Below are 17,216 nucleotides of genomic sequence, written 5' to 3' on the forward strand. Positions count from 1 at the left end.
ACATGCAGCATGAGGAAAATTCAAAAATATGGACGAAGCGATTTATTAGTTTGTTTTTAACAAATATTTCAGTGTTTTTTGTTTTTTATGGGCTTGTAACAACTTTACCACTTTATGCGATTGGTGAGCTTCATCAAACTGATAAAGAGGCAGGGCTATTACTATCAGGTTTTTTATTATCAGCCATTATTGTTCGTCCCTTTTCGGGTAAATTATTAGATGTTTTTGGAAAGAAGAAGCTTTTAGTTATCTCAATTGTTGGCTATTTTCTATGTACAGTATTATATTTATTCATTCATCCATTTGGACTTTTACTTGGACTACGCTTTATTCAAGGGATTTTCTTTAGTGTTATCACAACTGCGGCTGGCTCCTTAGCTGCGGATATTGTACCCGCGAATCGTAAAGGTGCAGGACTTGGCTATTTCACTATGTCCACTAATTTAGCTGTCGTGATTGGACCATTCATCGGCTTGCTGCTTATTCAATATAGTAGTTTCAATGTATTATTTATTGTGATGAGTATTTGTATAGTAGCGGGTGGTATTTTAGCTATGACTGTGAATACAGATGATCTACCTAAACCTGCATATCAGGGGAAATTAACCTTTAAATTGCACGATTTATTAGAACGCAAAGCACTTCCTGTAGCGGCTATTGCTAGCTTAGTAGCTTTTTCATATGCGAGTGTTTTATCGTTTTTATCCGTCTATGCTCAGCAAAAAGGACTCATGGCCATTGCCAGTTTATTTTATGCAGTTTTTGCAGCAGCAATGCTAATAACACGACCTTATACTGGTAAACTTTATGATACAAGAGGACCGCAATTTGTCATTATTCCTGGTATAATATCCTTTGCTATTGGGCTTGTTATGCTTGCATTTGTGACGGGACCGGCATTATTTTTAAGTGCTGCTGTTTTTATAGGATTCGGCTACGGAGCAGTAACAACAAGCTTACAAGCATTAGCAGTACAATCAACAGCACTTCAACGTAGTGGTTATGCAACGGCAACATACTTTACGATGTTTGACCTTGGAATTGCCTTAGGTTCTTATATTTTAGGAATTGTAGCAGTACAAGCGGGCTATGGTGCTGTTTATTTAACTGGTGCAGGTTTATTGGTTGTTGTTTTTATTATCTATTTAGTGCGTTTAGCCAAAATAAAAACTAAACATGTAGCAGGGGATATAGGACTTTAAATAAAATTATAAGCTGAACTAATAGCAATAGTAGTTCAGCTTCATAGTGTTGAAAAATTAAATAGTCAAGGGACTCTTTGTGAATATTTAGTCAAAATGAAGGTGATTTCCGTTCCAGGCTACTCGCTTTGCCGCTGACGCTTCGCTTTCGCGCAGAGCAAGGCTTCCTGTGGGCGAGTGACGAGCCGCTTCCTGCGCTGAGGAACGAAGACTAAGTGCGTCACGTCCTGTGACAATTTATCTGTGTGAAAGCGTGGCGACAGCAACAACGCCTTCGTGACCAACATCGTGTTGGCCTCGGTTTCTCGTCTGTCTCGCTATCCCACGGGAGTCGAGTAGCCTTACACTCCAATCAGCAATAGTGTAGAACTTTAATTATTTTCTTACCTCAAAAATAGCATATCTCACCATCATTAAATGGATAGAATAGTTGTACAATTCTATAGCTGTCAACCTACATTTTGTGCATAAAACTCTTTGTAACTATACATAAAGCCACTTATTGCTAACACCGCTTTTTGAATAGGGAAATGTTACCCAAACCCCGTTTTTAGCAATATAGTGATGGCTAAGACTTCAATTTATCACTATACATCTGTGTAAAATGCAGTGGTTGATTGGAGTGTAGACTGAGTGACTCCTCGGGGATTCAACGTCACAGATGAGACCCTGGAGCGAGCAACGCGAGTGAAGCGGCTCATCGGACGCCCCCAGGAAAGCACTCAGTCGGAACGGAAATCAACCCCTCGTTTTGAAAAAGGGCTATACTTTTTAATTTGTCACCTTGATTTCATTGACATAATAGTATTTCAACAACATGAAGCTGAACTAATAGCAATAGTAGTTCATCTTTTTGGTGAAAAATGTTTAAATTTAATAATTTCATCAACTGCACGATGATAGCCACCTGAATTTTGAAATGTTTTACTGTAAATTGTAGCAGCAGGTTTTTGAAATGGATTTCATTTCGATAAAGTAAAAAGCCGAACTAATGGTTATATTAGTTCAGCTAGTTTGTTTATAGGCGTCCATACCCTACAAAGTACTTCTGCCAATAAGAACTATTGATATTAGCAATCGTCACACCACTATTACTTGCATTTATCATTTGATTATTACCGATATAAATACCTGCATGGGAGACGCCTGCTTTATATGTATTCGCGAAAAATACTAAATCACCAACTTTAGGTGTACTTACTTTTTGTGCTGTATTGTAAAAGCCAGCAGCTGTTTTACGAGGCGTTGAAATACCTGCATTATTATAAACATACGTGATATATCCTGAGCAATCGAAACCTGTGCTTGGTTTAGTTCCTCCAAATGTATATTTAACACCTAGTTGTTGTTTGGCGATTTGTACAAGATTTGCTGGCGAATTAGGTGTAGTAGGTTGCATCGTATTAAGGTTTAACTTTTGACCAACATAAATCGTGGAAGAAGATAAATGATTCCAGCTCATTAATGCTTGTAAAGAGACTCCCTGTTGACTAGCAATTTTCCATAAAGAATCACCAGATTTTACTGTGTATGTTGCAGCAGATGCTGTCTCTAACGATAAAAAAAGTACTGATGAGCTAAATGCCAATGCTGCTAATTTTAATCCCCATCTATACTTTCTTTTGTTTTTCATAGTATGTATCCTCCTATAACTTGAAAGCGTATTGCTTAATACATAAATGATATTAACATTAGAGTATTACAATTGTATGTCAATAAAATAACATTAAGGATACAATTAAACATAATAAAACGGAGAACAGCATAATGGCTACTCTCCGTCTTTCTATTTTAAATTCTTCTTTAAAAAAGCCTTTGTTCGTTCATGTTGAGGATTGTTGAAAAACTCTTCAGGATGATTAGCTTCAATAATTTCGCCACCATCCATAAATAACACCTTGTTAGCCACTTCACGTGCAAAGCCCATCTCATGCGTGACCACAATCATTGTCATATGCTCCTCAGCTAAATCCTTCATAACTTTTAACACTTCTCCTGTAAGCTCTGGATCAAGGGCTGAGGTTGGTTCATCGAATAATAAAATTTGTGGGTTCATCATAAGTGCACGAGCAATGGCTACACGTTGTTTTTGACCACCAGAAAGATTGGCTGGAAAAGCCTTCGCTTTATCAGCAAGTCCAATTTTTTTTAATAAATCTTGACAGCGACGAGCAATTTCAGCTGCAGATTCATTTTTTACTAAGCTTGGTGCCATTTCAAGGTTTTGTTGAACCGTTAAATGGGGGAATAAGTTGAAGTGCTGAAAAACCATACCCATTTTTGCTGTAATTGTTTTAATTTCCTGCTGCTTTGGATATTGACCTTCTTGCACCAAGTAATCACCGTCTATACAGATATTACCTCCGTTTATTTCTTCTAAATGAATCAAACTTCGGAGCATAGTGCTTTTACCAGATCCAGAAGGACCGATTACAGCTATCACATCATTTTTATCTATAGAAAAAGTAATTCGCTTGAGTACTTCAAGCTCGCCAAAGGATTTTTTTAAGTTTGTTACTTCAATCAGCGCCATATTGTCACCTCTATTCAAATTTAAAGCGTTTTTCTAACCATTTAAACAGCACAGTTAAGACAAGTGTCATGGCTAAATAAATAACACCAGCAATAAAGAACGGCATAATTGTAAAGTCACGATTGACAGCTGTTTGTGCAAAGTGCAATAGCTCTGGTACAGCGACTGCATATAAAAGAGCTGTATCTTTTATTAATGTGACCGATTCATTTGATAAGGCTGGTAGGGCTACTCGAAACATTTGAGGCAATATAACGCGTGTCGTAGTTTGCCATTTTGATAAACCTAGTACTTGAGCTGCTTCATATTGACCTTTATCAATGGCCAGTAATCCACCACGGAAAATCTCAGCAAAATAAGCTGCATAATTTAAAATAAAGCCAATACATGCCGCAACAAATCGATCAAGCACTAAGTACTCACCAACGACTGGCAGCATAGGTAAACCGAAGCAAATTAATAAAAGTTGTAGCAATAGTGGTGTACCACGCATGACATAAATATACGTATGTGCAAGCCAAGAAAGAGGTTTAAAACGGCTCTTTGCTGATAATGTTAATATGAAACCAAGTGGAATCGATACAAGAATGGCGATGAAAAACAGTAATACTGTCATTTTAGCCCCTTCAAGCATCGGCAAAACCATTGTTTGCCAGTAGTCCGCCATTTCTTCTTCCCTCCAAATAGATTAAGAGCTTCGCAAGGAAACTCTTAACAATTTATAGCATTAAATTATTTTAAAACTTTATCTTCTCCAAACCATTTTGTAGAGATTTCAGCAGAAGTGCCATCCTCATTCATTTTATCTAATGCAGCTTGAAGTTTTTCTAATAATGCTTCATTGCCAGGCTTGACACCAACCCCATATTGCTCAGGTGCTAATGATTCATCTAACAATTTGAATGTGTTAGGCTCTTTCGTCATATAATACTCAGCTACAACTGAATCGATAATAACTGCATCTACTCGACCTGTTTTTAAATCTGTTAATGCTAAAACATTATCTCCGAATTCAGTAACTGTTTTAATTTCTTTGTTTATAGGATTTTCATTTAAAGCAACTGCTGCAGAAGACTGTGATTGAAGTCCAACTTCTTTACCAGCTAAATCCTTTAATTCTTTTATAGAAGAATCTTTAAGTGTCATTACAGCTTGTGCGTTTTCTAAGTAGGGTTTGGTAAATAATACCTGTTTTTTGCGAGTATCATTTATCGTATAGCCATTCCAAATTAAATCGATACGACCACTGATTAATTCTACTTCCTTTGTTTTCCAAGCAATTGGTTGGAATTCTGCTTCTACGCCCATATGTTCTGCTGCTGCACGAGCTAAGTCGATATCGAAGCCAACGATTTCATTTTTATCGTCTCGGAAACCCATTGGTGCAAATTTATCGTCAATACCAATAATTAGTTTTTCTTTATCAGTTGATTTGTTGTCAGCAGTTGTTTTATCTGTTCCACTTGTTTTCTCCTCTGATGAACCACATGCTGCTAATGCAAACATCACGGCTGTCAGCATGAAAAGCAATACGAATATACGCTTCATTTTAGCATTCTCCTAACATCATAAATAGATTTCTAATATTCACTTTCGTTAACTAAATCACTAATGTGATAAAGAATAACATCGTATATTAAAATTGTCAATATCCGTATTGAATTATTAGAAAATGCCTTCATTTTAGAGCAATCATTTAATGACGAAGAAAGATGATAAAAAATAAAAAATTAGGGAATATTAAATGAAGCAGATAGAGGAAAGGAACTGCGCGCTAAGGCAAAAACAGTTCCTAGTCTATGATTTAATTTTTTTCTTTTTGAATGGCCTTACGTGCTAAAGCATCAGCAGCTTTATTTTGACTATCAGGGACCCATTTGATAAAAAATAAATCGAAGGTATCTGCAAGTTCTAATGCCTTCTCGAGATAAGGTTTAAACTCCTCATTTTTCACATACTCTTTTTCCATAGAGGCTACAACAATTTTTGAATCAGATCGAATAGAGACGATGCTTGAACCAAGCTTTTGAGCCTCCTCTAAGCCACGGACTAAAGCTGTAAACTCTGCAATATGGTTATTGGTAGAACCTATAAATTCGCTAATCTGTATATGATGACCTTCACCTTTAATAAAAATACCTATGCCACTGGGACCAGGATTACCTGCACTAGCAGCATCTATATATACCTCTAACATAAAATCCCTACTTTTTGTTTTATTTTAATTGTACAACAAAGGTATTTTTCGTTCATGCCAATTTTTATCATATAAACAGTAAGACTCCAAAAATGAAGAAGTAAGTAATGCAAACCTGATTGTAGTTTCACTTTATTTAGGTGTAAATAAACAAAATAGTTGCTTGTTCAAAACGTTCACTTCATAATAGTAAGAAGCGAATTTTGGACAGGGAGGGAGCGAGAGTTTAACATGGATAAAGTGACAGTTATGAAAGATATTGATGAACTGCATGATACGTATTGCGCGGATTGCTTAGTGATTAAGCAGCTGCGTAAAGATCGCGGAAAGCCAGGAGCTCATCGTTTCTGTATCGAGGCATGCACAGTGGGGGAGCGACTACAGTTTCTTGGAGAAGAGCTTTTAAAAGTATATAGTAAGAAGCTGTAAGTAATCGAAATTTATTTTTTAATAAAAAATTAATCATATTTACTAAAACTAATGCATAAATATCAATATGATCGGAAATACTATTATTGGTTGGTTACCATAGAAAAAGTTACCTTGTTGTTGGCTCTGCTGATAACAAAGTAGCTTTTTTCTATTTTATATACCTAAATGCGCCGTACGCTTAAGAAGTATTCTCCAGCGTACGGCGCATTTTTGCCCATAGAAACCAATAACAAAATATTGGTTATACAAGTACTTTTTAAATAATTGTAGTGGGTCTCTCACTATCCATTTAGGATTAGGAAAACGAAGTTACTCTCTATTTAGTAGCAGCATAATTACTTAAGTCTTGATAATACTTTGTAAGAGAGGAAGCAGAAATTTCAAACGATGCAGCGATTTCTTTTGCAGTCAAGGATAGGGATTCGAATAACGCCTTTTCTTGCCCATAGCGAATCGCACCAGCAGCAATCGCAGCTTCTTTGCGTGCAGATGGTTGTCCTTCAATTAAATAATCCTCTAAAAGCTCTAACATCGGAGCAGTCTCACGATCATTTTGCTCAAGGAAATCCTTTACTTGAGTTAAGACATTGCTCTCAAAGTTTGTAAATTCCTCTCCTTTATAGCCATTAGATACAAGTAATTCCCAGAAGGATAGGTGTTCTTCTTTCAGGAATGCGCTAGCCTTTTTCTCTGAGCCCTCAAAGGATTTCTTAAATTGCTCAAATACTTTTGCATGATCTTGAGGGAAGAAGATCAGTGTTGAAACAGCTAAATAATGCTCTAATTTTTTTGATCCGTCTGGTAAGAGGAAGGCAAAAACATGCATTCCCTCAGGAATTGGCTTGTCATTTTCTCGACGAATATAAATTTCTTCATTTGTTAGCACATGGATAGCCTTGAAATAATTTTCTTCTACAGCTGAGACAGAGCCAATAAATAAATTAGGCTGTGACCAATTCTCTAAAACCTTTAAAGTAGAAGGTCTTACCGTTTTTTTCTTTGTTTTCTTCAAATAGCCTTTCCAAATAGATGGCTCTTGATGGAAGAAGAAGTCATCTAACGCAACTGCCTCAATCAGTTCTCTTTGTAACACGCTCTCTAATTTAGGCTGCCATGTTCCTACATGCTCGATATAGGCACGAACATCTTTACGCTCAGGATACTCCATGTAAAATGTTTGCAGCACACGCTCTAATTCTTCAATTGCTACAGTTTCAACTGTTACCTGCTGTTTACCTTCACAACATTTTTTGTATTTTTTGCCGCTACCGCATGGGCATGGATCATTACGTTTTACCATAATTAGATACACTTCCTTTAAAAATTGTTAGTCGGTTTTTGCTAAATAAATTGCATACATTTAATAATAACGGTACTTTTGTATGAAGAAAAATGATTGTCTATTTAGAAATATCAAAAAAATGTAGAGGGACGCCCTAGTTCTAGTATATGTACGCATTTTCCTGCTTAGAACCAAAAAAGAAAACCATCTACGCTAATAGTAAAGCATAGATGGTTTTTAATGAACAGTTGTGTTTAGCCTTTACTTGCTTCCATTTCCACCGTTAATCGCTCCAGCTCATCAATAAGATGGCCAATATAAGCAATTGTTTCACGAAGCGGTTGATCTGTTGTAACATCAACCCCGGCCATTTGAGCAAGTTCTACTGGTGACTTTGTACCGCCAGCCTGAAGTACAGCTAACCATTCTTCAACAGCTTTTTCACCTTCGTTTAGTATACGCTGAGATACTTGTGTAGAAATCGTTAAACCAGCACTATATGTGTATGGATATAAGCCCATATAATAATGAGGCTGACGCATCCAAGTAAGCTCCGCTCCTTCGATAATATTAACAGTATCACCCCAGAAATCTTCTAGAACAGTTCGTTTTAATTGATTTAAAATTGTAGCATTAACAGCTTCACCAGCGTCAATTAACTCATATACTTTTCTCTGATAGGCTGCTTCCAGTAAATGTGTGACAAAATTATGATAGTAAGTTTTGGACACAATATTAGATATAACCCATCGTTTAAAGCGAAGATCATCATTATGCGTTAATAAATGATTGGCTAGCAGCATTTCATTCATTGTTGATGGTGCTTCGATAAAGTATAATGATGGTCGACTATTAAAATAAGATTGATGGGCATGAGTATTGGCAAAGTGCCCCGCATGTCCAAGCTCGTGAATAAGTGTGAAAACCTCATTCATACGCTCATTCCACGACATTAAAATATAAGGATGGCTTCCATATGGGCTTGAGCAGAAGGCACCAGTGGACTTTCCTTTGTTTGGCGCGAAATCGATCCAACGTTCATTAAACGCTTTTTCAATCATATTTGTATAATCTTGACCAAGTACTGCTAACGCATTTTCAACATAATTTTTCGCCTCAGCCATCGTTAGCCTTGGATCATAATCTGGATCAAGAGCAATTTTTAAATCAGCAAATGTCATATTATCGATGCCATTTGCTTTTTGAATCAGCTTAGCATAGCGGCGCATATGCGGGGCAAGCTCTTTTGTAATAAGGTCTATTTGACGATTATAGAGTGAGCGATCGACATCCTGATCAAATAATAGGTAATCAATGACTGAGTCAAAGCCTCGCAAATCAGCCATTGTTTTTTCCTGTTGAATATGTGTGTTATAAACTTTGGCAGTAGTATGCTGATATTCTCGTAACTTATTCGAGAATGCTTTAAATGCTGAACGGCGCACATTTGTATCTGCCTCGAACTCCCAGCCGTTTTCATATAAAACAAAGCTTAATGGATGTTTTTCACCATTTGCCTCAAATTCTCCAAAATGCATATCCACTAATTTTGCTGTATTGTATGTTTCGTAAGGTGCCTCAAAAGTAGCGTTTAATGCAGCTAATGCTTTTTCCACTTCTGGATGTAGCTGATGGGGCTTTCTTTTTAACAAATCCTCTAAATATAGCTTGTAAACAGGGCTTAGAAGACTTGCTTCCTTTAAAATTCCCTCGTCTAATGATAGCAATTCACTACGTACAAAAGATAGTGAGCTAGTTATTTTTCCAACTGCTGTACTAAATTTTGCAGCACGCATTTGGGCTGTGTCATCTGTATGATCTGCTTGAATTGTTAAGCTAGCATAAGTACCAATTGGAACAATGCTTTTTTCTAATGCCTCAAAAGCTGTGAGAACATCAATGACTTTTTGAGCATCTATAATTGTACCTTGATAGTTACGCTCAAAGTGCGATGCATTCTCTACAAGCTGCGCTAAAACGGGTTCAAAATCTGCATCATTTTCAAGCAAAACTTTCAAATCCCACGTTTGTTCAACTGGTACATCTTTTCGTAATGGTAAAACCTCCATCAATAAACACCCCTTTAAAAGTAAGTGACTTAATTATAACGAAACTATTTCGGAAAGTGAAATAATTTAAGAGAATAGTTGAAATATTCTTAATGAAGAAAGAATAACAAAATCTCATCCGAAAAATACCTGTGTTTGAAAATATGTCATTTGGGAAAAATGTGTGTATAGCCAACAACGAATATAACGCATACTAATGGCTAGAACTATTGACACAATGGAGGAGAAATTATGACACAAAATTTAAACAAACAATTGAATAAGCTTGTTGCTACATGGTCTGTACTTTATACGAAATTGCACAATTATCATTGGTATGTAACAGGGAATGCCTTCTTTACATTGCATGCAAAATTTGAAGAATTATATAATGAAACAACGTTAAATCTTGATGACATTGCTGAGCGTATTCTTTCGAAAGACGGCAAGCCTGTCGCAACGTTAAAAGATCATCTTGAGCTATCATATGTAGAAGAAGCAACAGGAGATGAAACAACAGAAGAAATGGTGGCGACAACAATTTCGGATTTCCAAAAACTGATGAAAGCATTAAATTCAACAATGGAGCTAGCTGAGGAGGAAGGCGATGACCGTACAGAGGATATGCTAAATGCCATGTACCAATCTCTAGAAAAGCATACGTGGATGTTAAAAGCCTTCCTTGATAAATAAAATAGTTTAAGAATAGGCATTTGGAGTAGCAGCAGCTCCAATTAGCCTATTTTTATTTTTATTCGAAGATGACAAAAATAAAACAGGGATCAAATCATTATTACAATTATGACAGTTTGTTAAAGGATGTATGAAAAGGGTTTTTACAGAGGAGAGTAGGGTAATACCTAGTAAGCCATACAACTTAGGAGGAATTGAACATGATGAATGAACAAAACCCACAAATTGAAGTGGCGCATACAAAGGAAGAAATGTTTCAAATTTTAGAAAGTATGCGATTAAAAGGCTATCACACAGAGGATATTCATATTATCGCAAAGGATGCCAATCAATTCGAGGATGTCAAATGGGATGCTGATGTGAAAACTCATGAGGCAGGTAATTGGCTAGATCAATTTAAATCGTGGTTCACTGGAGAAACAGCAGTATCAGAAGGCTTAAAGCGTTTCGGTTTGACGGAGGGACAAACAGCATATTATGCACAGCTAGTGGAGCAAGGAGCCATTGTTTTATTTGCTGAGTGTGTAGATTTAGTTGATCCCAAGTCAACAGTCTATTCAGAAGAAAATCGTTATCGACATGATCCACTAGATCCACGTTTAACAGCACCTGAACCGCTAATCGGTGAAACAGCTATACAACGAGAAGAACGATTAAAGGCCGAGGAGCGTATGAATGAGGCGGAGCAATTAAGAAGATATTTATAGAGAACAAAAGACAGAGTGTAGAGCGCTCTGTCTTTTCATATAGAAATCTCTTATGCTTGGGCTATACATTGTCGAATACAACAGGAAATCTTTGTTTTGAGAGTGGGATTGCAGAATTGAGAAGAAATTATGCACGATTGACTAGTATTTATGCTTAATAGAATAACCATTATAGATTGGTTTCCAGTGTGCGAATGACGAGCCGCTTTTTGCGCTAAAGCGTAGCGATTGCTTTAGCTTCATTTTTGCTACAGAGAAATTCTTTGTAATTTGATAAACATAATAGTTTTACAACATGAAAAAGACAGAGTATAGAGCACTCTGTCTTTTATTCGTGTATCGCTTTTTCCTGTTGGTGCTTTCTAAGAAAACGTAGCACATGAAGTTGCTCTAACTGTGCAAAAAGGTTTCCAATTAGAATAAAGCTACCACCGATCATTAATTTTAACGTCAATCCTTCCCCAATAAACATCATCGCGAACATTGCTGCAAAAATAGGTTCTAAGGAAAAAATTAGACCTGTATGTGTAGCAGAGGTATACTGTTGTGCAACAGTTTGCCCTACAAAGCAAAATGCACTGCAAATGACACCAAGCCCTATAATAGCAATCCATGAGCTAGAGGAGTTTGGAAGTGTTGGTGTTTCAAATAAGAAAGTTAAAACAAGTGCATATAATCCAGCAAAACCAAGTTGGTAAATGCCATAAGAAATAGATTCAACATTTCTTGTAAAAGAACTATTTAACAATAGATAAATTGAATAACATAGTGCAGCGATGGCCACTAGAATATCACCTTTTTGAAAGGTAAAGGAGCCATGTACAGTTAAAACAGTAATGCCAATCATTGTACAAATAATAGCAAAACTTACAGCTCTTGAAGGCAATTTTTTCTCAATAAAACTACTAAAGATAGGTACTAAGACAACCGTTAAACTTAAAATAAAGCCAGCATTTGAGGCAGAAGTTGATTCAAGACCGAATAAGCTAAGAGCGAACACAATGAATAATAGTAACCCTTGAATAGCTGCATATTTAAATGTTTTTACATCGACTTTTATCATACGTTTATAAAAGATGATGCCTGCTACAACAAAAGCAATGATACAACGTAATGCCACTACATTATAAACAGCCAATGTCTCTAGCCCCATCACCATAAAGGTATAAGACAATCCCCAAAACATTGTCACTATCACCATTAATAAATTTGCTTTTCCTTGGATACTCATTATGTTCACCTGCAATCTGTGTACTAAAACAGTTTTTATACTAAAAATTACTATATATCTTGTATTGTGATTAGTAAAACGAATGTTTATAATGATTAGGATTAAAAAAATTCATGTATGAAGAGGTTTGCGATGAGTTTAGTTAAATATGAGATTTTAACAAAGGTTGCGGAGGTGGCGAGCTTTACAAAAGCTGCAGATGCATTAGGATTAACACAATCCGCAGTGAGTCACGCTGTCTCTAGTTTAGAAAAAGAATTCGGTTTTGCGCTTATTCACAGAAGTCGAGCTGGTGTCACATTAACAAGTGAAGGAGATACTATGCTAAGGGCAATGAGGCATGTTCTAGATGCACAAGAGCTGCTACAGCAGGAAGCGGCACATATACTTGGTGTAACTCGTGGTAAAGTACGAATAGGTGTTATTTCAAGTATCTCCTCCAATTGGATGCCAGAAATTATTCGAATTATGGACAATCAATTTCCAGGGATCCAAGTTGAATTGCGTGAGGGAGACTATTATGAGATTGAACAATGGCTTCTTAGTGGAGAGGTCGAAGTAGGATTTTTAAATGGTCAAAAATCAGAGCAATTTCTATTTACAGAACTACAGCAGGATCCATTGTTATGTATCGTCTCTGATAAAAGTCCATTATTTAATAAGACAGAAATAGATATTATTGAACTAGAGGATATGCCCTTTATCATGACTTCCTATAAAGGAACAAATGATGTGAAAGTCATTTTGGAGCAATATCATGTAAAGCCGAATATTCGCTTTGAACTATCAGAAGAAGTAGGGATTATTTCGATGATTTCCCACCAGCTCGGCATCAGTATTTTACCAAAGCTAGTGATAAATACATTACCGCCTACTTTAAAGGCAATTCCTTTAAAGCAAGGCGGGTACCGTACAATTGGTATCGCTATGAAGCACCAAGCATCTCCGGTTACTAAGAAATTTGCAGAAATTTTAAGTACTTGGCTTCAAGAGCAAAATAATCCAGCATGACTGGTAAGTAGGAGAACAAGAAAAACAGCATTGATGCATCTCCTAGCATTACGTTAGAATAGTATTTGTAGATATTTAAGAAAATGGGTGAGTGTATGGGGACATTACAAGGGAAAACCGTACTCATTACAAGTGGGGGAACACTTGAAAAATGGGATCAAGTACGAGGGCACACGAATTTATCAAGGGGAACAATGGGTTGTTATTTAGCAGAGGCAGCACTAGCTGTTGGCGCAAATGTTTTGTATATGCATGGCTATTTTGCACAACTTCCAGCAAATAAAGATAAAATGCGTACGATTAGATTTGAGGGCATTGAAGATTTAGGCGAGAAAATTCGTCAGGCTGTGCAAGAAGAACAGGTGGATATTGTAATTATGGCTGCAGCTGGTTCTGACTGGATTATTGACAAAGTGTATGATCAATCAGGTAATCTAATGAAGGAAGCGGGTAAAATGCCATCTGATGAGCCACCTATTATTCACTTTAAGAAAGCGCCAAAAATATTAGGACAAATAAAAGGTTGGCAGCCCAATGTGACATTAGTGGGCTTTAAGCTTGAGGCAACAGATGATGATGAGTTTTTATTATCACGGGCACAACTACGAATGCAAACAGCCAATGCTCAATTTATGGTAGCAAATAGCTCCCAATCATTATATGGTGGACAAGAACCGCATTGGATTGTTCCAGCAGAAGGTCAACCAATCAAGGTGATAGGTAAGGAAGAAGCGGCCAAGGCATTAATGGAATATTTACAACAAAACTAATCGTTAAGCTGTGTAGATTTTCAAGACTCTACATAGCTTTTTCTTGTCTTAAATAGTTATATAATTTAATATTCACTTAACGACCGGTAAAAAATGGAGGGTATAATGGGAAATCGAGAACAAACATTTAATAAAATTCTAGAAGTTGCTTACATTATGTTTGCGGAAAAGGGATTTGAAAAATCAAGCTTAGCAATGATTGCAGCAGAAGTAGGAATATCAAAACCAGCAATTTACTATTATTTTCAATCAAAAGATCAATTAATAGCTCATTTATTTGAGGAAATCTGTAAAGAAATTAAACTCGAAATGACCTTCAACTTTAAGGATATTTCAAAAAGTAACCTAAAGTCGAAGCTCTTAGAAATTGGGTATATTTCAATTGAAGAACAAAAGAAGGATCCATATTTTAATAAAATATTTAATCAATATATGCTATTAGCTTCTCGTGATGAAAGCTATATGAAAAGATTAGATGATTTACAAACTGGTTTTCTAGCAAGCTTTTATGAATTATTGCAATATGCTGTTCAAATTAAGGCAATCAATGATGTAAATATTGAAGCGAAGGCACATGTACTTGCGATGGTTTATGATAATATTGGAAATTTCATGCTTATTGGTAGCCCATTAAATTACAAAGACATTTGGAAGGAAGCTGTTGAAAGTGTTATTGGGGAGATCAATGATGTAAAGTAATCCTACTTGCATATGTATAAGCATTCCATCAAATTGTTTTCAATATAGATTAAGTCCTTATTATGATTGTAGGCTCCATCCATCTAACTAAACAATGTATAAGTCAGCGTCATATTCTTTGTTGGATGGAGAAATAAATGCAGCAGAGGACCAATAGAATATATATGGAGGAAGTAAAAGAAAAGACAAGAAATCCATGAATGAAAGTCCATACTTATACAGAAGATACACCCTTTTTCTTAATTTCAAAGTATTCTTCTAGGTTTTGTAATATTTATATTGACATTAGGTTTTCAGAATTATAGAATTATTTCCAAGAAACGTAATTCTTTTAACGAGAGATAAAAGGACTAGGCCCATGAAGCCTTGGCAGTCAACAGTGAAGGTGCTAAATCCAACAGAAGGAAATAAGGGGGCTTCAATCAATTTGATGCGTCAGCCTCTTTTGTACAAAAGAATGAAATGAAGGGGTGTATCGTATGGCTCAGCAAGCAAAGGTAGATGACAAAAAAATAGAAGCAATTGCCAAAGCAATTCAAAATTTAGAATTTGGCGAAGTGCAAATTACAATTCAAGACGGTGTCATCGTTCAAATTAACAGACTTGAAAAGCAAAGATTTCCACAGAAAAGGTAAAAGAAAGCTTTATGGCAGGAAATTTCTTGACAGGGAGCGGAATTCAAACTAGAGCCTTTACTTGTGACAACACTTGTGTAACGTCTCAATCCAGTTGAATTTGATTATCTAGTAGCGGATTCTTATTGCTTATTATTCGGGGAGAAAAAGGATAGTAATAGTTGACCAGACGTCTGAAGGCCATATATAAGCAGGAGTAATTGCCTGTGCTTATATATGGCTTTTTTATAGCTAATCAAAAAGGTGCGAAATAAGGGGTGTTTGATATTTTAACATTCTTTTATCACCGTCTCCTATGATTTTTATCTAAAGGTTGATTAAATTATTCATTTTAATATCCGCTTACTTTATGTGAGAGATTAAATGCTTTGATTATTTTTTAAACTAATGCTGTTCGAATAAATCCCTTACTTTAAATTAGTTATTATCAAATAATAGTATTTTGCTTCTTGTAATGAACTACTTAAATCAATAGATGCTTTAATGGCAACATATACAGCGAAACCTGCCAATATAGCTATTATCACACTTCCGCTTTTTAATATTTTTCTTTTTTTTCTATTAAGGATAAGTGTTGTTATCATAATAACTAAAAAGTATAAAACCGATAATACAAGTTTTAATAATACTGATTTACTATTATTTACAGCATGCATATAATTTACTAAACTATCCTCGCTGGCAGCACTTTCTTCGATAATAGTTAAATGTCCTTTATAGCCAACCTTCCAAGAAAATTTATGTTGTTCTTTTGTTACGGTGTACTCATAACCTAAAGCTTTTCCATTACCAATAATCCCTGAATATTCCTGTACATCAACCTCAACTCGAGAACAAGCTGATAAAATTAAGGTAAAGCCAAAAAGCATCATCAGAATACAATTTTTCATTTAAATTTCCTCCACGCTTTCAAGAAAGTTACGACAAAAATATCAACAAAATACCTTAAGATTCTAAAGTTTTATATAAAAAAATACTAGAGAGCTTATAATATAGCGAACATTAATGAAAAACAGGATGATGTCTACCAATAATCCTGTTTTCATGTTGTTGAAATACTATTATGTCAATGACATCAAGGTGACAAATTAAAAAGTATAGCCCTTTTTCAAAACGAGGGGTTGATCTCCGTTCCGACTGAGTGCTTTCCTGGGGAACAGGATGATGTCTACCAATCATCCTGTTTTTTTGCACAAACTCATTTTATTCATAAAAGCTTTTTGGGATTTGACCGATATGTCTTCGATGATAGAGTAGAGGCTCTATTTGAGTAGCATCAATTTCTAGGACTTGCCCAATAAATATTGTGTGATCGCCTGCATCAATTTGCTGAAATGTTTTACATTGTAATATGGCTGCTGTATCATGTAAAATCGGTAGACCGTGAATGGAAGTTGACCATTTCGCCTGTGAGAAACGATCTGGAATTTTACTTGAAAATAGTGTACATAAATGCTCCTGATTACTCGCTAGAATATTGACAGCAAACTTTTGGGTAGCTGTAAAATATGGATGTAGCTGCGATTTTTTATCAAGCGACCATAAAATAAGGAGTGGCTCAATGGAAACAGATGCAAAGGAGTTTACAGTTAGACCAATTGGTTCATTTTTGTCATTACAGGCAGTGACAACTGTAACACCTGTAGGATAATTCCCTAATGCTAGTTTAAAAGCAGCTATTTTATCTGACATTCTAATCACCTCTTGTTATTTTATCCTTATAAATGAATGAACTGTGAAAATTCCACTTCAAGATTTAAACGAAGCAAAAACATA

General features: G+C 35.8%; 18 protein-coding genes. 8 read left to right on the forward strand and 10 right to left on the reverse strand.

The window, feature by feature from the left end; translation table 11 throughout:
* Nucleotides 1-2: 2 nt before the first annotated feature.
* Nucleotides 3-1,202 (forward strand): MFS transporter, encoded by a 1,200-nt coding sequence (locus tag ACQKIM_RS14395; protein ID WP_427545041.1) that lies wholly within the window; start codon nucleotides 3-5, stop codon nucleotides 1,200-1,202.
* Between the two features lie 1,018 nt (nucleotides 1,203-2,220).
* Here ACQKIM_RS14395 and ACQKIM_RS14400 read toward each other — a convergent pair.
* The 5 genes from ACQKIM_RS14400 to ACQKIM_RS14420 form a co-directional block, all read right to left on the reverse strand.
* Complete coding sequence (locus ACQKIM_RS14400) at nucleotides 2,221-2,835, reverse strand: C40 family peptidase (RefSeq protein WP_427545043.1); 615 nt, start codon at nucleotides 2,833-2,835, stop codon at nucleotides 2,221-2,223.
* Nucleotides 2,836-2,988: 153 nt separating this feature from the next.
* Entirely contained in the window at nucleotides 2,989-3,735 is a 747-nt protein-coding gene (locus tag ACQKIM_RS14405; RefSeq protein WP_427545045.1) for an amino acid ABC transporter ATP-binding protein, read from the reverse strand.
* A 10-nt stretch (nucleotides 3,736-3,745) separates the two neighbouring features.
* A complete protein-coding gene (locus ACQKIM_RS14410) occupies nucleotides 3,746-4,402 on the reverse strand; it encodes an amino acid ABC transporter permease (RefSeq protein ID WP_427545047.1) in 657 nt (218 codons plus the stop codon).
* Between the two features lie 65 nt (nucleotides 4,403-4,467).
* Nucleotides 4,468-5,283 (reverse strand): amino acid ABC transporter substrate-binding protein, encoded by an 816-nt coding sequence (locus ACQKIM_RS14415; RefSeq protein ID WP_427545049.1) that lies wholly within the window; start codon nucleotides 5,281-5,283, stop codon nucleotides 4,468-4,470.
* A 256-nt stretch (nucleotides 5,284-5,539) separates the two neighbouring features.
* Nucleotides 5,540-5,932 (reverse strand): ribonuclease HI family protein, encoded by a 393-nt coding sequence (locus tag ACQKIM_RS14420; protein ID WP_427545050.1) that lies wholly within the window; start codon nucleotides 5,930-5,932, stop codon nucleotides 5,540-5,542.
* 231 nt (nucleotides 5,933-6,163) lie between these two features.
* Here ACQKIM_RS14420 and ACQKIM_RS14425 point away from each other — a divergent pair, with 231 nt between their 5' ends.
* The gene (locus ACQKIM_RS14425) at nucleotides 6,164-6,361 is read left to right on the forward strand and encodes a zinc-finger domain-containing protein (RefSeq protein ID WP_427545052.1); all 198 of its coding nucleotides are present in this window, start codon (nucleotides 6,164-6,166) and stop codon (nucleotides 6,359-6,361) included.
* A 319-nt stretch (nucleotides 6,362-6,680) separates the two neighbouring features.
* On the opposite strand, the gene ACQKIM_RS14430 is transcribed toward ACQKIM_RS14425, so the two are convergent.
* Together ACQKIM_RS14430 and pepF are read right to left on the reverse strand one after the other, a co-directional pair.
* Nucleotides 6,681-7,664 carry an SEC-C domain-containing protein gene (locus ACQKIM_RS14430; protein ID WP_427545054.1) on the reverse strand — a complete coding sequence of 328 codons (984 nt, stop codon included), beginning with the start codon at nucleotides 7,662-7,664 and terminating at the stop codon, nucleotides 6,681-6,683.
* A 236-nt stretch (nucleotides 7,665-7,900) separates the two neighbouring features.
* Nucleotides 7,901-9,715 carry an oligoendopeptidase F gene (gene pepF, locus ACQKIM_RS14435; protein ID WP_427545056.1) on the reverse strand — a complete coding sequence of 605 codons (1,815 nt, stop codon included), beginning with the start codon at nucleotides 9,713-9,715 and terminating at the stop codon, nucleotides 7,901-7,903.
* Between the two features lie 231 nt (nucleotides 9,716-9,946).
* Here pepF and ACQKIM_RS14440 point away from each other — a divergent pair, with 231 nt between their 5' ends.
* Complete coding sequence (locus ACQKIM_RS14440; RefSeq protein ID WP_427545058.1) at nucleotides 9,947-10,387, forward strand: Dps family protein; 441 nt, start codon at nucleotides 9,947-9,949, stop codon at nucleotides 10,385-10,387.
* A 200-nt stretch (nucleotides 10,388-10,587) separates the two neighbouring features.
* A complete protein-coding gene (locus tag ACQKIM_RS14445; RefSeq protein ID WP_427545060.1) occupies nucleotides 10,588-11,094 on the forward strand; it encodes a general stress protein in 507 nt (168 codons plus the stop codon).
* 328 nt (nucleotides 11,095-11,422) lie between these two features.
* On the opposite strand, the gene ACQKIM_RS14450 is transcribed toward ACQKIM_RS14445, so the two are convergent.
* The gene (locus ACQKIM_RS14450) at nucleotides 11,423-12,325 is read right to left on the reverse strand and encodes a DMT family transporter (protein ID WP_427545062.1); all 903 of its coding nucleotides are present in this window, start codon (nucleotides 12,323-12,325) and stop codon (nucleotides 11,423-11,425) included.
* Nucleotides 12,326-12,457: 132 nt separating this feature from the next.
* Between ACQKIM_RS14450 and ACQKIM_RS14455 the strand changes: the two genes are divergently transcribed.
* The 4 genes from ACQKIM_RS14455 (at nucleotide 12,458) to ACQKIM_RS14470 (ending at nucleotide 15,440) form a co-directional block, all read left to right on the forward strand.
* The gene (locus tag ACQKIM_RS14455; RefSeq protein ID WP_427545064.1) at nucleotides 12,458-13,336 is read left to right on the forward strand and encodes a LysR family transcriptional regulator; all 879 of its coding nucleotides are present in this window, start codon (nucleotides 12,458-12,460) and stop codon (nucleotides 13,334-13,336) included.
* A gap of 95 nt (nucleotides 13,337-13,431) precedes the next feature.
* Nucleotides 13,432-14,106, forward strand: coding sequence for a phosphopantothenoylcysteine decarboxylase (locus tag ACQKIM_RS14460; RefSeq protein WP_427545066.1), 675 nt, complete (start codon nucleotides 13,432-13,434; stop codon nucleotides 14,104-14,106).
* 105 nt (nucleotides 14,107-14,211) lie between these two features.
* Nucleotides 14,212-14,805, forward strand: a complete 594-nt coding sequence (locus ACQKIM_RS14465; protein ID WP_427545068.1) for a TetR/AcrR family transcriptional regulator — start codon at nucleotides 14,212-14,214, stop codon at nucleotides 14,803-14,805.
* Between the two features lie 479 nt (nucleotides 14,806-15,284).
* Nucleotides 15,285-15,440 carry a YezD family protein gene (locus ACQKIM_RS14470; protein WP_427545070.1) on the forward strand — a complete coding sequence of 52 codons (156 nt, stop codon included), beginning with the start codon at nucleotides 15,285-15,287 and terminating at the stop codon, nucleotides 15,438-15,440.
* A gap of 407 nt (nucleotides 15,441-15,847) precedes the next feature.
* Here the strand turns inward: ACQKIM_RS14470 and ACQKIM_RS14475 are convergent, their stop codons facing one another.
* Together ACQKIM_RS14475 and ACQKIM_RS14480 are read right to left on the reverse strand one after the other, a co-directional pair.
* Nucleotides 15,848-16,330 carry a hypothetical protein gene (locus ACQKIM_RS14475; protein WP_427545072.1) on the reverse strand — a complete coding sequence of 161 codons (483 nt, stop codon included), beginning with the start codon at nucleotides 16,328-16,330 and terminating at the stop codon, nucleotides 15,848-15,850.
* A gap of 313 nt (nucleotides 16,331-16,643) precedes the next feature.
* Nucleotides 16,644-17,132 (reverse strand): flavin reductase family protein, encoded by a 489-nt coding sequence (locus tag ACQKIM_RS14480; protein ID WP_427545074.1) that lies wholly within the window; start codon nucleotides 17,130-17,132, stop codon nucleotides 16,644-16,646.
* Nucleotides 17,133-17,216: the final 84 nt, after the last annotated feature.

Origin of the sequence: Lysinibacillus sp. NPDC047702, assembly GCF_050272555.1 — a bacterium.
GTDB lineage: Bacteria > Bacillota > Bacilli > Bacillales_A > Planococcaceae > Lysinibacillus.